This is a genomic window from Actinoallomurus vinaceus, from assembly GCF_039542055.1.
Lineage (GTDB): Bacteria > Actinomycetota > Actinomycetes > Streptosporangiales > Streptosporangiaceae > Actinoallomurus > Actinoallomurus vinaceus.
In genome coordinates, this window is the sequence record NZ_BAABHK010000033.1 from 24,604 (window position 1) to 41,504 (window position 16,901).

13 protein-coding genes and 1 pseudogene are annotated in these 16,901 nt (G+C 72.6%); 6 read left to right on the top strand and 8 right to left on the bottom strand.

What is annotated here, in order from left to right:
- Positions 1 to 5 precede the first annotated feature (5 nt).
- The 3 genes and pseudogenes from ABEA24_RS52325 to ABEA24_RS52335 all read right to left on the bottom strand — a co-directional run.
- Positions 6 to 1,640: a CehA/McbA family metallohydrolase gene (locus ABEA24_RS52325; RefSeq protein WP_345444264.1), complete on the bottom strand. Its 1,635-nt coding sequence runs from the start codon at positions 1,638 to 1,640 to the stop codon at positions 6 to 8.
- Positions 1,641 to 1,744: 104 nt separating this feature from the next.
- A complete protein-coding gene (locus tag ABEA24_RS52330) occupies positions 1,745 to 2,653 on the bottom strand; it encodes a HAMP domain-containing sensor histidine kinase (RefSeq protein WP_345444266.1) in 909 nt (302 codons plus the stop codon).
- A 5-nt stretch (positions 2,654 to 2,658) separates the two neighbouring features.
- Positions 2,659 to 3,120 (bottom strand): annotated as a pseudogene (locus tag ABEA24_RS52335) (ATP-binding cassette domain-containing protein); the annotation flags it as partial.
- Between the two features lie 222 nt (positions 3,121 to 3,342).
- Here ABEA24_RS52335 and ABEA24_RS52340 point away from each other — a divergent pair.
- Complete coding sequence (locus ABEA24_RS52340) at positions 3,343 to 4,569, top strand: MFS transporter (protein ID WP_345444268.1); 1,227 nt, start codon at positions 3,343 to 3,345, stop codon at positions 4,567 to 4,569.
- Positions 4,570 to 4,669: 100 nt separating this feature from the next.
- Positions 4,670 to 5,359 (top strand): HAD family hydrolase, encoded by a 690-nt coding sequence (locus ABEA24_RS52345; protein WP_345444270.1) that lies wholly within the window; start codon positions 4,670 to 4,672, stop codon positions 5,357 to 5,359.
- A gap of 102 nt (positions 5,360 to 5,461) precedes the next feature.
- Here the strand turns inward: ABEA24_RS52345 and ABEA24_RS52350 are convergent, their stop codons facing one another.
- Genes ABEA24_RS52350 through ABEA24_RS52365 form a run of 4 tightly spaced genes read right to left on the bottom strand, consistent with a single transcriptional unit; the run spans position 5,462 to position 10,132 of the window.
- Positions 5,462 to 6,514 (bottom strand): alcohol dehydrogenase catalytic domain-containing protein, encoded by a 1,053-nt coding sequence (locus ABEA24_RS52350; protein WP_345444272.1) that lies wholly within the window; start codon positions 6,512 to 6,514, stop codon positions 5,462 to 5,464.
- The gene (locus ABEA24_RS52355) at positions 6,511 to 7,779 is read right to left on the bottom strand and encodes an aspartate aminotransferase family protein (protein WP_345444274.1); all 1,269 of its coding nucleotides are present in this window, start codon (positions 7,777 to 7,779) and stop codon (positions 6,511 to 6,513) included. Before ABEA24_RS52355 ends, ABEA24_RS52350 begins: the two co-directional genes overlap by 4 nt.
- Positions 7,779 to 9,203 carry a trehalose-6-phosphate synthase gene (locus tag ABEA24_RS52360; RefSeq protein WP_345444277.1) on the bottom strand — a complete coding sequence of 475 codons (1,425 nt, stop codon included), beginning with the start codon at positions 9,201 to 9,203 and terminating at the stop codon, positions 7,779 to 7,781. The genes ABEA24_RS52355 and ABEA24_RS52360 overlap by 1 nt, the downstream gene beginning before the upstream one ends.
- A 2-nt stretch (positions 9,204 to 9,205) precedes the next feature.
- Positions 9,206 to 10,132: an SDR family oxidoreductase gene (locus ABEA24_RS52365; protein ID WP_345444279.1), complete on the bottom strand. Its 927-nt coding sequence runs from the start codon at positions 10,130 to 10,132 to the stop codon at positions 9,206 to 9,208.
- A gap of 219 nt (positions 10,133 to 10,351) precedes the next feature.
- On the opposite strand from ABEA24_RS52365, the gene aroB reads away from it, so the two are divergent.
- The 4 genes from aroB (at position 10,352) to ABEA24_RS52385 (ending at position 15,787) form a co-directional block, all read left to right on the top strand.
- Entirely contained in the window at positions 10,352 to 11,524 is a 1,173-nt protein-coding gene (gene aroB / locus ABEA24_RS52370) for a 3-dehydroquinate synthase (RefSeq protein WP_345444281.1), read from the top strand.
- Complete coding sequence (locus ABEA24_RS52375; protein ID WP_345444283.1) at positions 11,521 to 13,569, top strand: TIM barrel protein; 2,049 nt, start codon at positions 11,521 to 11,523, stop codon at positions 13,567 to 13,569. Before aroB ends, ABEA24_RS52375 begins: the two co-directional genes overlap by 4 nt.
- Positions 13,570 to 13,600: 31 nt before the next feature.
- Positions 13,601 to 14,710 carry a sugar phosphate nucleotidyltransferase gene (locus ABEA24_RS52380; RefSeq protein WP_345444286.1) on the top strand — a complete coding sequence of 370 codons (1,110 nt, stop codon included), beginning with the start codon at positions 13,601 to 13,603 and terminating at the stop codon, positions 14,708 to 14,710.
- A 141-nt stretch (positions 14,711 to 14,851) separates the two neighbouring features.
- Entirely contained in the window at positions 14,852 to 15,787 is a 936-nt protein-coding gene (locus ABEA24_RS52385; protein WP_345444288.1) for a hypothetical protein, read from the top strand.
- 54 nt (positions 15,788 to 15,841) lie between these two features.
- Here ABEA24_RS52385 and ABEA24_RS52390 read toward each other — a convergent pair whose 3' ends face one another.
- Positions 15,842 to 16,885, bottom strand: a complete 1,044-nt coding sequence (locus ABEA24_RS52390; RefSeq protein ID WP_345444292.1) for a polysaccharide deacetylase family protein — start codon at positions 16,883 to 16,885, stop codon at positions 15,842 to 15,844.
- Positions 16,886 to 16,901 lie beyond the last annotated feature (16 nt).

The following is a 16,901-nucleotide window of genomic DNA, read 5'->3' on the forward strand; positions in this document are numbered from 1 at the left end:
ATCCGTCAGTCGCCGGAGCGCCGCAGAAAGACCGGGTTGGTCAGGGCGGCCATCGGGCCCCACATGAGGTTCGGGCCCATCGCGTTGCCCTTGCCGGGCGTCCCGTCGGCCATCGGATGGCGGACCTCCGCGCGCACGTAGGCGGCGAGCGAGGTGGTGGTCCGCCACACGACGCTGCCCGAGCCGGAGGCGGGCAGCGACTCCTGGTGCATCTGTCCTTCATCCGTGATGAACCGGACCGTGCCGTTCGGTACACCCTCGACGTCCAGCCGTACGTCGATCGGAGCGTCGGCGCGTGTGGTCAGCGTCTCGCCGATGCCGGCCTTCCGCCCGTCGCCGGTGACGGCGAACGTCAACTGCACCGTGTGCGACTCGGCGATCCAGGTCCGGCCCGCCCGCAGGCCGCCGAGAATGGCGTCGGTGGCGAGGTCGTCGGCGTACACGACGTTGTGCGGCAGGCCGATGACCTGCGGCTCGCTGTGGGCGTCGCTGTTGCCCATCGCCGGGATCCAGCGCTTTCCCGTGCGCACGGCCTCGCCGAGCATGGCGTCCCAGGTGTCGACGGCGGACTCGTCGTCGTAGGTCCACGGGCCGTTCCACACCTCGACGGCGTCGGCGTCGTCGTACCCGAACTTCCACTGGCAGGCGACGTACGGGCAGTACGGATGGGCGGGCACCACGAGACCGCCGACGCTGTGCACCTGCCGTGCGAAGCGGCGGAACGCGTCGTCGCGCGAACGATAGCGCCAGTCGATCCACTCCCCGGCGGGCAGGCCGAGGGCCAGCCAGTGACCGTTCCGGGTGGTGACCTCCTCGCCGGTGACGATGAGCAGGTCCTCGCCGGCGTACTGCCCCCAGACGGCATGCGACGCGGAGGTGTTGTGGTCGGTGGAGACCATGAAGTCGAGACCGGCAGCCCGGGCTCCGGCCGCGACCTCGGCGGGCAGCCTCCTGCCGTCGGAGTACACCGTGTGCAGATGACCGTCTCCGCGGTACCAGGCGCGACCGCGGCCCTTGGCGCGCTTCGGCGGGTAGTTCGGGGTGAAGGCCGGGCCCGGCTCGCCGTACGTCAGCGTGATCTGGACCTGGTAGTTCAAGCCCTGCGGCGCCACCTGGTACGGCCCGAGGACGATGTGCCACGTGCCGGGGTTGACCGGACCGGGCAGGTAGCCGGGGGTGGCCTCGCTGTTGCTGATCTCGAAGGAGGTGCGGAAGCCGCCGGACCAGCCGCGGAAGCCCTTGCCGCCGAGCTTGAGACCCCGCTCGTCGAAGACGCCGATGTCGCAGGAGTTCCCCGGGGTACCGGCGGGGACGGTCGGCTTGTCGTAGGAGTACTGCACGGCGATCTTCTGCACGCCCTTCGGCACCTCCACCGGGAGGTACACGAAGTCCGCCGCGCCCGTCGCGAGCTGCCCTGTGACGACGCGGGTCACCTCGCCGTCGGCCGGGGCGGCGCCCTTCGTGGCGGCGTCGGCCCGGGCGGGGGCGAAGGAGATCGGGGCGAGGGTGAGGGCGGCGCCCGTCGCGGCCGCCATCAGCAGGCGCCGCCGGTCGACGGTGTCCGCGCTCGGCTGCACGCCGTCGTCCACGCCGGGCGCCAAGGGAGTGGCGCTGTGCTCACAGTGTCCGTCACGGCACATGGTGTCCTCCTCGATTCGGGCGAACGGCGTGTCCGCGCGGCATCGATGCCGGATGTTCGTCCAGCCGATCGAACATCAGATGATCTTCGCACGAATGACGCGGATCACGTGTGTGGCAGGTAAGAGACGTGCAGGGGGAGCAGGACGCGGAAGGTGGCGCCCTCGCCCGGGGCCGTGCGGACCTCTACCCGGCCGTGGTGGGCCGTCACCAGGGAGTCGACGATCGCGAGTCCGAGGCCTGCGCCTCCGCTCGCGGTGCGGCCGCGGGCGTCGTCCGCGCGGTAGAAGCGGTCGAAGACACGGGCGGCCTGCTCCTGGGACATCCCGGGACCCTCGTCGTGGAGTTCCAGTACCGCCAGGCCGTCCTGGGTGCCGACGCCGATCCGGACCGGGGTGCCGGGCGGGGTGTGGGCCACCGCGTTGCCGACGAGGTTGGAGGTCACCTGCCGCAGCCTCGCCTCGTCGCCGAGGACCGGCGTGCCACCCGGCGGGCCACCGCCGGGGCCGGTGAGGGTGACCGGGCGCCGTGGGTCGAGTGCGCGGAGGTCGTGCAGGGCATCGGCGGCCAGGGTGCGCAGGTCCATGGGGGTGAGACGGAGCGGGAGGTCCGCGGCGGCGGCGTGCTCGTCGAGGCGGGCGAGCAGCAGCAGGTCCTCGACCAGCCGGACCAGCCGGGCCGCTTCCCGCTCGATGCGGCTCATCGCGGCGTCGACATCGGTGCGCTCGGGCATGCCGCCCATCCGGTACAGCTCGGTGAACCCCTTGATGCCGAAGAGAGGGGTACGCAGCTCGTGGCCGGCGTCCGCGATGAAGCGGCGCATGAGCTCCGCGGCGGCCGCCCGCGCGGCGTCACTCGCCTCGATCCGGTCCAGCATGCCGTTGAGCGCCGCGGCCAGGCGGCCGAGCTCGGTGCGGGAGGCGGCCAGCTCCGGGACCCGGCTGGACAGGTCGCCGTCCGCGATGGCCGCCGCGGTGGTCTCGATCCGGCGCAGTGGACGCAGCCCGGCGCGCACGGCGGGGGCTCGTCGAAAATGAGCGCCGGGGGATCGCCCAGCAGCGCCGCGGCGATGCCGAGCCTCTGCCGCATGCCGAGCGAGAACGTCCCGGTCCTGCGGCCGGCCACGCTCTCAAGACCCACCTCCGCCAGCACCGCGGCCACCCGGCTGCGCGGGATCCCGTTGCCGGCCGCGAGAGCCAGCAGATGGTGGTAGGCCGTGCGGCTGGGCAGCACCGCGCCCGCGTCCAACAGCGCGCCGACGGCCTTCAGCGGCGCCGGCTGTTTGGAATACGGGCGCCCGCCGACGGTGGCGGTCCCCGAGGCGGCGGCGTCCAGACCCAGGATCATCCGCAGCGTGGTCGACTTCCCCGCGCCGTTGGGACCGAGGAACCCGGTCACTTCACCTGGACGGACGGCGAACGTCAGGTCGTCGACGGCCAGGACCTCGCCGTAGCGCTTGGTGAGTTCGCGGACTTCGATCATCGTGACTCCAGAGTCGATGGTGTACGTGGTGGGCGCCGTCGTCGCGCACCACGTCACAGTGATCCGCTCTTCTGTGACCGATCTGCACGAGTCTGGGAACTCCATGCGAACCGGGAGTCCCGTCCGGCGGAGATCGGCAGGACACGGCGGCCGGCCGCCCGGAAACTCACAGAAACTCACAGGCGGGCACACGCTCGATCGGTACCGTGGTCGCTCGCGATCATGACCGTACGGGTCGGAGGAGTCGTCATCGCCTCACCACGCAGCCTCGTGTTCTCGGCGTTCACCGCTTTCGCCGCCTTCGGCGCGTTCTGGGGAGTCTGGGGTGCCTCGGTGCCTCGGGTGCAGGACCAGGCCGGCGTCGACGACGGCGGGCTCGGATTCGCGCTGCTGTTCGTCGGCGCGGGTGCTCTTCCCGCGATGATGCTCGTGGGCAGGGCGCTGGACCGCTGGGGGCTGAAGGTCGCCGCCGGCGCGATCGGCCTGCTCGGCGTCGTGGGAGCGGCACTGGCGCTGACGGCGGTGAACCTGCCGAGCCTGTGCGCCGGGCTGGCCGTCGCGGGCGCGTCCAGTGGCGCGGCCGACGTGGCGATGAACGCGGTGGCGGGGCGCGCGGAGAAGATCGCCGGGCGTCCGGTCATCACCCGCGCCCACGGCACGTTCTCCGCCCTCGTCGTCGTCACCAGCCTCGGCACGGGCGCCGCCTCAGCCATGTCCTGGCCGCTCGCCGTGCCGTTCCTCGGTGTGGCCGCCCTCTCCGTCGTCGCCGGCGTCGCCCTGCTCAGGACGCTCCCGCCGGGCCGCGCCGACGACGGCGAAGGAGCCCGCTCGGGAGACGCCGCGCCCGCCGCCCGATCGCGTTATGTTCCGCTGCTGCTCGTGGGGGTCCTGGGCACGCTCGCCTTCGCGAGCGAGAACGCGCATCAGAGCTGGAGCGCCGTCTTCGCCCAGGACGAGCTGCACGCCGGAGCCTGGCTCACGACGGTGGCCCCTGCCGTCTTCGCCGGAACCGTCGCGATCACCCGGTTCTCGATCGGCGGGTTCAAGAAGGTCGACGCGCGGGTCGTCGTTCTCGCCGGCGCGCTGGCGGCGGCCTTCGGGGCGCTCGTCATCGCGGCCGCCCCCACCCTGCCGGTCGCCGCGCTGGGGCTCGTCCTCGGGGGCGCCGGAACCGCCGTACTGTTCCCCACCCTCCTCGGCATCGTGTCGCGTCACGTGGACGAGGCGTATCGGGGCCGCGCGACGTCGGTCGTCAGCACCGTGTCGTACCTGGGCTTCCTGCTCGGCCCGGTGTACGTCGGCCTGTGGGCGGACGCGACCGGCCTGCGCGGCGCCATGGTCGCGGTGGCGGCGCTCGCCGCCGCGCTGTTCGTCCTGACGCCGCCGCTGCTCCACCTCAGCGGCTTCGGCACGCGCGAGCGGACCATGCCGAGCCACCAGGAGGCGTGAGGCGCCGGCCGTCGCGACCGTAACGGGCGGAAACGCCCGCTAGGGCCGCTACAGAGTCGGAGACCTCGGAACGCGGCGGACGCCGCCCTATGCTGTCGCCGTGGATGATCTCCCCGACGCCCGCGCCGACGCCGTCCTGTTCGACTTCTCCGGAACCCTGTTCGACGACACCGGGGTGCTGGATCCCGCGGCCCTCGTCGCGACGGCCGCCCGCCACGGCGTGGAGCTCGACCAGGCCGAGGCCGCCGACGTCATCCGGCGGACTCTCCGCCACGTCGACTCGCCCGAGGGCTTCGCGGCACGGGAGGGGAGCGACCTGTCGCCGGAGGCGCACCGGTCGGTGTGGACCGCGCTGATCGCCGACGCGGGGCCGTACGGGCCCGAACTGGTCGCGGCGCTCTACGCGTGCCTGACCGATCCGGAGGCATGGCGGCCGTACCCGGACACCGTCCCGGTGCTTCGCGCGCTGCGCGACGCCGGTGTCCGCATCGGCGTGCTCAGCAACATCGGCTGGGACATCAGGCCGGCGTTCGCGCGGGTGGGCGCGCTGGAGCCGCTGCACACGGTCGTGCTGTCCTGCGAGCACGGCATCGCCAAGCCGGATCCCGCGCTCTTCGTCCTGGCCTGCGAGCGGCTTGGCGTCTCCCCGGACCGCGTGCTGTACGTCGGGGACGACCCCGTGAAGGACGGCGCCGCCGTACGGGCCGGGCTGCCCGTCTACCTGCTGCCCAGCGAGCGGTCCGTACACCGGCCACGAGGGCTCGCGGCCGTCCTCCGGCTGGTCCACTGAGGGCCGGCCCCTCGGGCACCCGGCCGCCCCCCGCCGATGCCTGCCCGGCCGCGAGCCGGCTCGGGGACGCCATCGACCGGGTCAGGGACGCGCCGGTACGGGTCAGGGGCGCGCCAGTACCTTGCCGAACCGTCGCTCCTCGACCAGGGTGCGGAGGACCGCGGGCAGCTCGGGCAGGGACACCTCGGCCGTGATCAGCCGCTCTACGCCCAGCCCGTCCGGCGAGTCGGACAGGGTCCGTAGCGCGTGCTGGAAGTCGCCGGGCGTGGTCCCGTAGCTTCCCCCGATCCGTACCGGCTTGCCGCGCCACTCCGTCGTCTGGACCAGCTCGCCTCGGCGTACGCGGTCGAGGTCGCAGCCCAGGCCGGGCAGCCGGTCGCCCGCGGCGGTGCCGCCGTAGAGCATCACGAGTCCGTGGCGGTGCGCCAGCCGCAGCGCGTGCTCCAGGACCTCGGGCCGGACGTAACTGGTGGCGATCACCACGATGTCGTGGGCGTCGGAGGACGTCTCGCCGAGGGGCGCGCCGCCGGTCCGCGGGAGCACCCGGCGCTCGGCGAGGAAGGTCAGGCGATCGGCGTCGCGGTTGGTGATCAGGACGCGGACACCGGCGGCCTCGGCCAGCCGGGCGATCAGTACGCCGGCCGTTCCGGCACCCAGCACGCACATCGTCGCGCCGCGCAGGTCGGAGCCGCCGAGGTGCCGGCGGATCATGGTGAGACAGTGGGCCGCGCACGCCAGCGGCTCGGCGAAGACCAGGCGCCGGTCGCCGACTCCGGCGGGGGCGAGCGGCAGCGCCCGTGCCAGCAGGTCGCCGTCGCCGCCGGCCCACATCCAGCGCGCGAAGCCGGTGCCCCTGAGCGCCGGGACGTTCGGGTCGAGGCAGACGCGCGCGCCGACCGGAAGCCGGGACGTGGAGCTGCGCGCCACCACGCCGACCAGCTCGTGGCCGAACTGGCTCGGCCCCGGTCGCATGCCGGCGATCTCTTTCAGGTCGGAGCGGCAGATGCCGACCAGCGCCGGTTCGACGAGCACCGCGTCGGGGGTGTCCGGACGGCGGGGCCGGGCGCGCGACAGTCGCGGCCCGGCGCCGGTCAGCTCCACGCTGAGCGGCTCCGCCTCCCGTGTCGCCGGGCGGGTGTCCGGGGCGCCGGTCACGGCCGCAGCCCCTCCAGGGCCTCACCGAACCGGTCGGCGATCAGGCCCGCGTCCTCAGGCGTCAGTACGAGCGGCGGACGTAGCTCGATCACATTGCCCTGGCCGTGCTCGGAGACACGGGTGATCACCGCGCGGTCGGTGAGGGCCTTGTTCAAGGCGGTGGCCAGCCGGGGGGAGCGGGCGCCGTCGGGTTCGACGAGCTCGACGCCCAGCATGAGGCCGACACCGCGCACGTCGCCCACGCATGGGAAGTCCGTGCGGAGCGCGCGCAACCGCTCCAGCAGCACGGCCCCGGTCGCGCGTACACCGGCGAGGAACTCGGGACGGCGCACCTCGTTCAGCGTCGCGACGGCGGCCGCCGCGGACAGGGTGTGGCTGCCGTACGTGAACCCGTGCATCGAGCGCGGCATGCCCACGAGGCGTTCCTCGGTGAGGATGGCGGCGAGGGGGAACCCGCTGCCGGTCAGTCCCTTGGACAGCGTCATCATGTGCGGGGTCACGCCGAAGTGCTCGGCCGCGAAGAGCCGGCCGGTACGGCCGAGCCCGGTCTGGTTCTCGTCGAAGATCAGGATGATGCCGCGTTCGTCGCAGAACTCCTTGAGCCGCCGTAGGTAGCCCGGGGGCGGGACGACGTTGCCGCCGACCCCGCTGATCGGCTCGATGATCATCGCGGCGACGCTGCCGGAGCTGGCGTAGGTGATGAAGTCGTCGATCCGGTCGACGCACCACAGGCCGCAGGTGTCCGGGGTCTGCCGGTAGAAGCAGCGGAAGCAGTACGGGTCGGGCACGTGCACCGCTCCGGGCAGGTGGTACGGGAAGGGCGCCCGCATCCGGGAGGTCCCGTTGTAGCTGGTGGCGGCGACGCTCTGGCCGACGTGCCCGCGGAACGGGACGATGACGTCCCGCCTGCCGGTGATCCACTGCGCGATCTTGATGGCGCCCTCGTTGGCGGTGGAGCCGCCGGAGCTGCGCAGGTTCACGCGGGTGAGCTCCGGCGGGCTCATCTCGACCAGCAGCTCCATGACCCGGTCGGTCGGCGTCGTACGGAAGGACGAGCTGGCGAACACCAGGTCGTCGAGCTGGCCCCGGACCGCCGCCAGCACGGCCGGGTGATTGTGCCCCAGTACCAGGTTGAACGTCCCGGACACGCAGTCGAGGTACTCCCGGCCGTCGGCGTCCCAGACTCGTACGCCCTCACCGTGCACCAGACGGACGTCGCCGAGCTCGTAGTAGGCGAATGCCTGGGGATCGGCGCCGGTGTCCATCAGCGGGCGTCCAGACTGGCGAGCTGCTCGGTGACCCAGCGCTCCAGGGTCCACGGGCGGGCGGTCTCGCGCCGCCGCTGCGCCGCCTCGGCGCGCTCCCGCGGATCGGCCAGCAGCCCCGCGGCGATCGCCTCGGCCTGCTCGACCAGGTCGTACGGGTTCACCGTGCGGCATACGGGAGCCAGGATCTCCGCCGCGCCGGCCATCTCGGAGAGCACGACGTCGGCGTCGCGCCCGTTCACCAGCGGTGCCTCGAAGACGCTGAGGTTCTGGCCGTCCACGGTGGAGTTGAACACCAGCAGGTCCGCCCGTTCGAAGCAGCCGAAGGTGTGGCCGACCTCGTTGTCGCAGTGCGCGCGCACGGTGTCGGGTCCCAGCGTGGCATTGGCCTCGGCGACGGCGCGCTCCACGCGCCTCTGGTACTCGGCGTTGGCCTCGACGTACAGCCGGTTGGGGTTCATCCGCACGAGCATCCGCGTGCCGCGCAGCCGCTCGTTCCGCTGGACGGCCAGCACGAAGGCCTGGACGGCGCGTTCGCCGTTCTTGATCGGATCGGTCCGGCCGGAGTGCACGACGAGCGGGCGGTCGCCGGCCCATTCGGCGACGCCGTCGGGCAGCCGCGCGTCGCGGCGGTGCAGGGTCTCCGGGCTGTACCCCAGCGGCTGGGTCCGCACCTTCGTCAGGTGACCGCCGCGCCGGACCGTACGGGCGGCGACGTCCACCTCGGCGTCGGGCAGCAGGTCGGCCACGCAGGCCAGGAAGTTCGCCGTCCACCGGTGGGCGAAGAACCCGATCGTGTCGGCCGCGAGCATGCCCTCCAGCACGCCGGTCCGCATCATCCGGGGCAGGATCCGCCAGTAGTCCGCGGACGGCCACGGGATGTGCACGAACAGGAGGATCGGCGCGTCCGGGCGCTTCTCCCGGAGCCGTTCGGGGACGCGGACGAGCTGGTAGTCGTGGACCAGGAAGACCGGGTCCGGCTCGCCCTCGGAGCGTCGCAGCAGTTCGGCCGCGAAGTCCTCGGTGAACTCCCCGAAGCGGTCCCACGCCTCCCGGGTCTCCTCGCCGAAGGACGGCCGCGTCCAGCGGTCCCAGCCGTAGTTGTTCCCGGCCCACATCAGCTCGGCCGTGAAGAAGTCCTGCACGACCCGGAAGGTGTCGCGGTCGTGGCGCAACTGGTGGAGCCGCACTCCGCGCCCCGACGGCAGTTCGATGCGCAGGCCGTCCGGGTTCTCCAGCGCCGCCCGGTGGTCGTCGTCGCTGTCCGCGCTCACGATCCACGCCACGTCCAGGTAGCCGGCCTGCTCGGCGACCACGTTTCCGGTCCCGCCGGGGGCGAGCCAGGCACGCAGCTGACCGGTCTCCGGCTCGGGGGCGTAGCTGACCACCGCGCGTTTGCTGGCGAGGAAGACGCGCTTGCTCACTCTCACTCCTCCACGGATCGGGGGGCGGGGACGGTGGGGAACCGTTCGGGGGCGAGCGCGGGACCGGCCAGGCGCCGGGTGCCCTCGTCCACGTCCAGCGGCCACAGTCCGGCCAGTTCCGGCAGGCCGGACGCCTGCTCGCTGTGCAGGCAGGCGTTGCGCGGGCGGCAGGCGTAGGCCGTGCCCGCCTTGTCCACCGGGCGGACCAGGCCCGCGTCCAGCCCGAGACCCCTGGCGATCCGGCCGGCCCATGCGTACCGGGACAGGCGCTCGGGGCCGGCCAGGTGCAGCACGCCGGTCCGCCGGGTCCGCAGCAGTTCGGTCGACCAGGCGGCGACGTCGTCGACGAGCACCGGGGTGTTCCAGTGGTCGGCCGGGGCCTCGACCGGAAGTCCCGCCCGGAGCCTTCGCACGCAGGTGGTGAAGTAGTTGGGGCGGTGCCCGTCGGGGTCCCAGCCGTAGACGAGGCTGACGCGCAGCACCAGGGCGCGGCCGGTCTCCAGCAGCGCCCGCTCGGCGGCCAGCTTCGCGCGGCCGTACGCGTTGGCCGGCGCGACCTCGTCCGACTCGCTGTAGCTGTGCCGGGTGCCGGCGAAGACGTTGTCCGTCGAGATCAGCAGGACGGGGAGTCTTCCGACGGCCGCGGCGAGGTTGGCCGAGCCGGCGCCGTGCGCGGCCATCGCCTCTTCGGGGTGCCGCTCGCACCAGGTGATGTCGGAGGGGCCGTGCACGGCGATGACGGCGTCCGGCGCGACGGCGCGGACGGCGTCCTGGCAGGCCCGGGGGTCCCGGACGTCGAGTTCCCGCCAGTCCATGCCCGTCGAGGACCGGGCCGTCGGCGGACGCCGGGAGCAGAGGACCGCCCTGCCGCCGAGCTCGCGGATCCGGGCGCCGATGCGGCCACCGAGATAGCCGCTGCCCACGACCATGGTCACCACGCTGTGGCCTCGGAGACGCCGGTGCGCGTCACGGTCATCGTCATCGCGGGTCTCACCTGGCCGGCGTGCCACGCCACCAGGCCCTCAGATGTACGCATCAGGACCATTCATTGACAAATCTCATATCTTCCAAACCAGACCTCTTGCTGGTTATGGGGCCTACTGTGGGGTAAATCCGACATATTTGGTCGTCGTTGGTAAGGAAGAGAGATGGCCGAAAACGGCTACGTCGTTCGTGATCGAATCCCCTTGTCCACGGCTCCGTCGGCCATCGAGGTCACCCACCAACGTAAGGACAGCTACCGGATCCATGTCGTGCCGGATTCGTCGGCGGCGGCCGAGGCGCTCCTCGAGGAGCTCGACGGCCGTCGCGCCGCAGTGATCACCGACCGGACCGTCGCCTCGCTGCCCGCCTACGAGATCACCCGGGCTCTCGACGACAGCGGGCTGCTGCTCGGCGCGATCGCCATCGCGCCGGGGGAGCGCAGCAAGACCCTCGACACCGCGTACCTGCTCATCGACTGGCTGGCCCAGATCGGCCTGGCCCGCCGGGACGTCGTGGTGGCCCTCGGCGGCGGAATGATCCTCGACACGGTCGGCTGGGTGGCCAGCGCGTACATGCGCGGAGTCCCCTACATCAACGTCCCGACCACCCTCCTCGCCCAGGTCGACGCCGCGATCGGCGGAAAGGTCGCGGTCGACCACAACGACGCCAAGAACCTGGTCGGAGCGTTCCACCAGCCCCGCGCCGTCGTCTCCTGCCTGGAGTCCCTCGAGACGCTCGACGCGCGGCAGGCCCGTGCCGGTCTCGCCGAGGCCGTCAAGAAGGCGATCATCGCCTCCCCGGAACTGTTCGAGTTCATCGAACGGCACGCCGACGACCTCGTACGATGCCGGCCTCCGGCCGCGGAGACCCTGGTCCGCGCGGCCAGCACCATCAAGTGCGAACTCGTCGGACGCGATCCGTACGAGGTGGACCTCCGCCGCCCGCTGAACTTCGGGCACACCGTCGGGCACGCCGTGGAGACCACCACCGGGTACGGTCCGGTGCTGCACGGCGAGGCCGTGGCCTTCGGCATGGTCGTCGCGGTCGACATCTCCCGGGCCCGCGGTCTGCTGGCCCCCGCCCTCGCCGACCGGATCATCCGGCTGCTCACCGACCTCGGGCTGCCCGTCCGCCTCGACCGGCTCCGCTTCGTGCCGCCCGTCGACGACGTGCTGGCCGCGCTCGGCAAGATCCGGCAGATCCGCGACGGCAGCCTGCGCTTCGTGCTGCCGGTCGAGCTCGGCACCACCCTGATCGTCGATGACGTCACCGAGGACGAGGTACGGGCCGCCCTCCTGCGCAACGTCGCCGAAGGCGTCCCCGTGGGGCACCGGTGACGGTGACCTGGGCGGTCGACGCGGGCGGCAGCACCACATCGGCGATCATCCCCTCGCCCGGCCGGGAGCCCGGCTCGGGCGTCACCAGGACGTACGGGCCGGTCAACCCCGCGTCCGTCGGGGCCGACACCGCGGACCGGACCCTGCGCGCCCTGCTCGGCGACGTCGCCGCCGCGCTGGACGGCCGGCCCGGGACCGGATGGATCGCCACCGCGACCGTGGACCTCGCCGACCCCGGCGGGGAACCGGACCGCCTGCGCGGGCTCGCCCGTGACGCGGGCCTGAGCGGACGGCTGATCCTGTCCAACGACGCCCTGCCGTGGCTCGTCGCCCCGCCGCTCGAGGGCCGCGGCGTGGCGCTGGTGTGCGGCACCGGATCCGGGTTCGTCGCCGCCGGCGACCGTGCCGGTTTGGTGCGGGTCGGCGGCTGCGAGTACCTCGGCAGCGACGAGGGCAGCGCCTTCGACCTCGGACTGGCCGGGCTCCGAGCCGCCGTCCGCGCCGAGGACGGCAGGGGACCGGCGACCGCGATCGCCGCCCGGCTCACCGCCGGCCACGGGACCTCCCCGGCCGAACTGGCCCGCCGGCTCGCCGCCGCGGCGTTCCCCAAGGCCGCGGTGGCCGCCCTCGCACCGGCCGTCTGCGACGCCTGGCTCGACGGCGACGGCCCGGCGGCCGCACTGGTGTCCGCCGCGCTCGACGAACTCGTCCTGGGGGTGCGCGCCGCCCGTGACCGGGCCGGCCTCACCGCGGACTGGTCCGTCGCCGCCGGAGGCGGGGTGTTGCGCGGCTGCCCGCCCATGCTGGCCGAGCTCGACCGCAGACTGCGCTCGGAGCTGAAGGCGGCCGAGGTCGTGCCGGTCACCGAGCCGGTGACGTTCGTGCACGCCGCGCTGCGCCACTGCGTCCGGGACGGAGAGACCCGCCCGCCGGACGGACCGGCCGGCGGCTCCGCGTGGCTCGTTGACCTGGAGGCGCCGCCGCACCGCACCCGGCGGACGTCCGCGATGCCGCGTCAGGACCGCGAATCCCCGGATGGCATCCGCTCGGCCCGCACTGCGATCGAGGACGGCGACCGGCGGGTGGCCGTCGGGCTGTGCCTGGCCGCCTGGGGCGGCTCCGGACTCACGGCGGCGCTCGAACACGCCGCACTGGCCGGGGCGGACGCCGTGGACCTGCCCACCGACACCACCTCAGGGCTGCTGGATCTCGCGCGCTGGTCCGAGGACGAGACCTACCGTACGGAGCTGCGCATGGCGCTGGCGAACGTCAGGGTCGGTTGCGTGAGCAACAGCAGGGACACCCAGCTGTTGCTCGGCCCGCACGGTCCGCACACGGATCCGGTCCTCGACGGCCCGGTGCGGGCCAAGCGCGAACACGCTCTGCGGCACGCCCTGGACACGGTCCGCCTGGCCGCCGACCTGGGCGTGCCGTACGCCCGGCTGATGTTCGGCGTGCCGGACGTCGCCCGCTGGCTGTCCTGGTGGCACAGCCCGGTGAGCTGGGCCGACAACGTCACCGCCTGGTGCGAGCAGGCCCGGCCGGTCCTGGCGCTGGCCGCCGAGTACGGCGTGACGCTGCTGGTCGAGCCGCATCCGAAACAGGTCGCCTACGACCGGCAGAGCGCCCGGCGGCTCCTCGACGCGGCGGCGCTGGCCGAGCCGCGGGCGACGGTACGGATCTGCCTCGACCCGGCCAACCTCGCCGCCACGGGGCACGACCCGGTGGACGCGGTACGCGGCTGGGGCACCGACCTCGGCGCCGCCCACGCGAAGGACCTTCAGGTATGGCGGGGCGCCGACGCCCCGCGCGGAGCGGGGTGGTCCCGCTACGGCCCCGGGCCGCCGATCCGGTTCCGCGCCCTGGGCGCGGGCGGGCTCGCCTGGCCGTCGATCGTGTCGGCGCTGCTGGACGAGGACTTCCACGGCGTGCTCTACGTCGAACACGAGGACGCCCTCCTGCCGCGCGAGCAGAGCGTGCGCGTCTCCGTACGGCTCCTGCGCGACCTTCTGCCGCAGGACCGCCCGCAGGGGCGCACATGGTGACGTGCCGGTCATACCGGCCGAGGAGGACACGATGACCCTGCCGGACGTACGAGCGGCGCTGCTCGCCGGCGGCCTCGGGGAACGGATGGGCCGGCTGACCGAGACGATGTGCAAGCCGCTCGTCCCGTACGCCGCGTCCTGCCGCCTGGTGGACTTCAGCGTCGCCAACGCGGTGCGCTCCGGCGTGCCCGAGGTGGTGCTGCTGTCGATGCACCGCGAGCGCGACCTGATCGACCACCTCGTGGCGCACTGGGACGGCAGGGGCACCCGGGTGAACTTCGGGCCCCACGACGAACTCGTCCGTACGGGCTCGCTCGCCGCGGGCGCCCCGCTGCCACCGCGGCCCGCCGAGTCCGGTACGGCCGACGCCCTGCTGAACAACGCCGAGTACCTCTTCGCGCCCGGCGCGCGGGACGTGCTCGTCCAGCACGCCGACCACGTCTACGTCTTCGACTACGGACCGATGGTGGCGGCGCACCGCGCGGCCGGCGCGGACGTCACCATCGGCGTCCAGCGCATCGAACGGCGGTTCGTTCACCTGTTCGGCATGGTGGAGGTCGACTCCGACCTGCGCGTGCGCCGGCTCGTCGAGAAACCCGCCGAGCCCACGTCGGACCTGGTGTTCACCGCCTTCTGCGTGTTCCGGGCCGACGTGCTGGAGGAGGTCCTCACGTCGCTCGCCGCGCTCGGCGAGGACGGGTGGAGACACGACATCAGCAGGGACGTCCTCCCCGCCATGATCCGGGAGGGGCGTCGTGTGCTGGCCCATCCCGTCTCCGGATACTGGGCCGACATCGGCACGGTGGAGCGCTACCACCTGGAGCAGATCAGGCTCCTCGACCGCCCGTTCCCGCTGCCGCCGGCCACGCTCCCGCGCACGCTGGCCGACGTACCATCACGGTTCGTCCCCGAGCGGGGGAGCCTCATCGGAGCGGGCGTCGAGGTGCCTGCCGGCGCGGTGGTCCGGTCCAGCCTGCTGTTCCCGGGTTGCGTCGTCGAGCCTGGCGCCGAGGTGGACCGGTCGGTGGTGCTGCCGGGGGCGCGGGTGCGGGCCGGGGCGCGGCTGACCGACACGGTCGCGCCGGCGGGCGAGGACGTCACGGGCCTGCGCAGCGGTCTGATCGACCTCGAACCGGCCTGAGCCCACGCCCGCGACGCGCCAGAACCTGTTGATCAAACGTTGACCGGATCCTTATCGGATCATGACTTATGCCATTCAAGATCACGGTGTCCATTCCCGCCAGAAAGGGACATCGTGCCTACACCCCTCCGCCGTGTCGCAATGGCCGTCGCCGTCAGTGTGGCCATGTTCGGCGCGCTCATCCCGGGGGCCCATGCGGCCACGTCGTCAGCTCCCACCCGTCCGACCCCGCCACAGACCCGCTGGGCGGTCAACCACTCCTCGACCCGAGCGGTGCGCTCGTACTGGACCCCGCGCCACCTGGCCGCGGCGAAGCCCGCTCCGCTTCCCGCACGCCCCCGCGCCGCGGCGATCACCGCTTCTCCCGGCGGAAAACCGCGCATGATCCACGCGAGCCGTCCTGCCGGTACCGCGGGCAAGGTGCAGGCCAACTCCAGCGTGTGGGTGACGGTCGGACGCCTGTTCTTCCACAACCCGGAGAACGGCCTCGACTACGTCTGCACCGCCAACGTCGTCACCAGCAACAACCAGGATGTGATCTCCACGGCGCGGCACTGCGTCATGGACATCAGCAACGGCACCTGGTACACGAACTTCCAGTTCGCGCCGAGCTACAACAAGGGCAACGCCCCGTACGGCTGGTGGACCTGGCGGTCGGCCGGCGTCCGTGTCGACGACACCAGTCCCGGCGGTGACAACGCCTTCATCGTGCTCAACTCCGGCGGCAACAGCGGCGCGCACGTCCAGGCCGCGGTCGGCAGTTCGGGCATCGGCTTCAACTGGTCGACCAACAGCTACGCGCACGCGATCGGCATCCCCGCGAACCTCGACTACGCGGTGTGGTGCGAAGGCATGGCGGTCGACAGCTACAACGGCGGCGTACACATCCCCAACTGCCAGGGCCTGAGCGGCGGCGCCAGCGGCGGGCCGTTCATCTTCAACTACCAGTCCGACGGATCCGCCGTGCAGACCGCCAGCTTCTTCGGTAGCTGGGGCTCGGGCACCGACGGCAACTCCTACTTCGCCTACTACCGCGACGCCGCCTGGAACGTCTACAACGGCGCCCAGAACGCCTGAACGTGGTCGCGGCCCCGAGTCTCCCGTGCGGCGCTCGGGGCCGCGACATCGGCGTCAGGCCGACCAGGTGCCGGAAGCCGGACTGCGCAGTCCCTCGACCGTCGTCAGTGAGAAGCCCCGCTCTTCCAGCCCAGCCACGACCGCGGGCAGCGCCGCGACGGTCTGCGAGCGGTCACCGCCGCCGTCGTGCATGAGGACGATCGAGCCGTTGGCCGCGCCCGCGAGCACGGTGTGTTCGATCGCCTCGGGGCCCGGACGCGCCCAGTCGCCGGAGTCGATGCTCCACAGGACGGTTGTCATCCCTGCCTCGGCGAGCCAGATGAGGGAGTCAGGGGTGCGTGCGCCGTAGGGCGGCCTGAACAGGTCCGGTGCGTCACCGCAGACCTCGGCGATGGTGGCGCCGGTCGCCTCGACCTGCGCCGCGAGGTCAGGCGGCGTGAGATCGGCGATGAACGGATGCGACCAGCTGTGGTTGCCCACCTGGTGACCTTCTGCCGCGATCCGCGCCAGCAGGTCCGGGTGGGCTCTGGCATTCAACCCCGCGCTGAAAAAGGTGGCGTGGATCCCGCGATCGCCAAGGATGTCGAGAATCGCGCCGGTGAACGGCGGCTCTGGCCCGTCGTCGAAGGTCAGCGCGATTCGCGGGTGATCGATCTCGGCGCACGTCAGAAACCGCCCCGTCTTGGCGAGGCGCTGTTCGACCATGGTGCAGCGGGCGTTCTCCGCGTTGAGCTCCTTGATCCGGCCCGCGAGCGTCCCCGTCTCGCCGGTGATCCGGGTCAGGGCCGCGAGGTCGCGCTCGGCCAGTCCCGCGAGTAGGTCCGCGCCGACCGAGCCGAAGGTGTCCCTCACGGGAAGCTGCCACGGATCCGCTCGATGGACGTCGAACCCGGCGGCCGTAAGGTGGCCGTCCAGCAGTCCGTTGGTGCTGTCCACGACCACGGCGAGTCGCTCTTCTCCGAACGAGGTGGCGCTGCGCAGCAGGTCGACCACGGCGCCGCTCTGGCCCGGGACGAAGGTGATGGTCGATGGTCGGCCGGGTCCTTGGACGGCGACCTCGTAGCCCTCACCGGTCCACGCAATGCCTGCGAATCGCATTTCGAAACCTCCTCGG